Origin of the sequence: Xanthomonas sp. SHU 308, from assembly GCF_000364645.1 — a bacterium.
Taxonomy (GTDB): domain Bacteria; phylum Pseudomonadota; class Gammaproteobacteria; order Xanthomonadales; family Xanthomonadaceae; genus Xanthomonas_A; species Xanthomonas_A sontii.
Window position 1 is genome coordinate 1 of sequence record NZ_AQOK01000388.1, and the last position, 885, is coordinate 885.

The window sequence follows — 885 nt, forward strand, 5'->3', positions numbered from 1 at the left end:
TGCCAGCGGCGGCGGTGGCGGCCAAGCTACCGGCTCCCGCGCCGTGCGGGTCATCGCCCGCCCGAGCCGCCGCCCCGCATGTCCGCCGTTTCCTCCGAGATTCCCGCTTCGTCCCTGTTGCATCCGCTGGCTGTCGGCGACGCGCAGCGTCCGCTGGCCTTCGCCAACGGCGAACACATCGACCTGGCCACCTTCCTTGGCCACGTGCGCGGGCTGGCCGCAGTGCTGCCGGCCGGCCGGCACGCGCTGAACCTGTGCGAGGACCGCTACCGCTTCATGGTCGCGTTCTGCGCGGTGGCGCTGCGCGGGCAGACCTCGCTGCTGCCGTCCTCGCGCGCGCCGGCGGTGGTGGCCGAGGTGCAGCGCACCCATGCCGACTGCTACTGCCTGGGCGACCTGGCGCTGGCCGAGCCGCCGCCGCGCTACTGGCAGTTGCCGGACGCGCTGCCGTCGCTGGACGGGCCGATGCCGCAGCTGGCCGACGACGCGCTGGTGGCGATCGGCTTCACCTCCGGCAGCACCGGCGCGCCCAAGCCCAATCCCAAGACCTGGGGCAGCTTCCTCACCAGCACCCGCCAGGACCTGCTGGCGCTGGTCGGGTTGTGGCCGGACACGGCGGTGCCGCAGGTGGTGGCGACGGTGCCGCCGCAGCACATGTACGGTATGGAGCTGTCGATCCTGCTGCCGCTGGTGACGCCGCTGGCGGTGCACGCCGGTCGGCCGTTCTTTCCCGAGGACGTGGCCCGCGCGCTGGCGCAGCTGCCGGCGCCGCGGCTGCTGGTGACCACGCCGGTGCATCTGCGCGCGCTGGTCGAATCCGGCGTCGCCCTGCCGCCGCTGGCCGGCATCGTCTCGGCCACCGCGCCGCTGGCGCAGGAACTGGCC

Annotated in this window: 1 protein-coding gene; it reads left to right on the plus strand. The window is 74.4% G+C overall.

Annotated elements, in window-relative coordinates:
• Positions 1-78: 78 nt before the first annotated feature.
• Positions 79-885: AMP-binding protein (locus D588_RS0113100; RefSeq protein WP_043084792.1), on the plus strand; the 807-nt coding region annotated here is incomplete at its 3' end.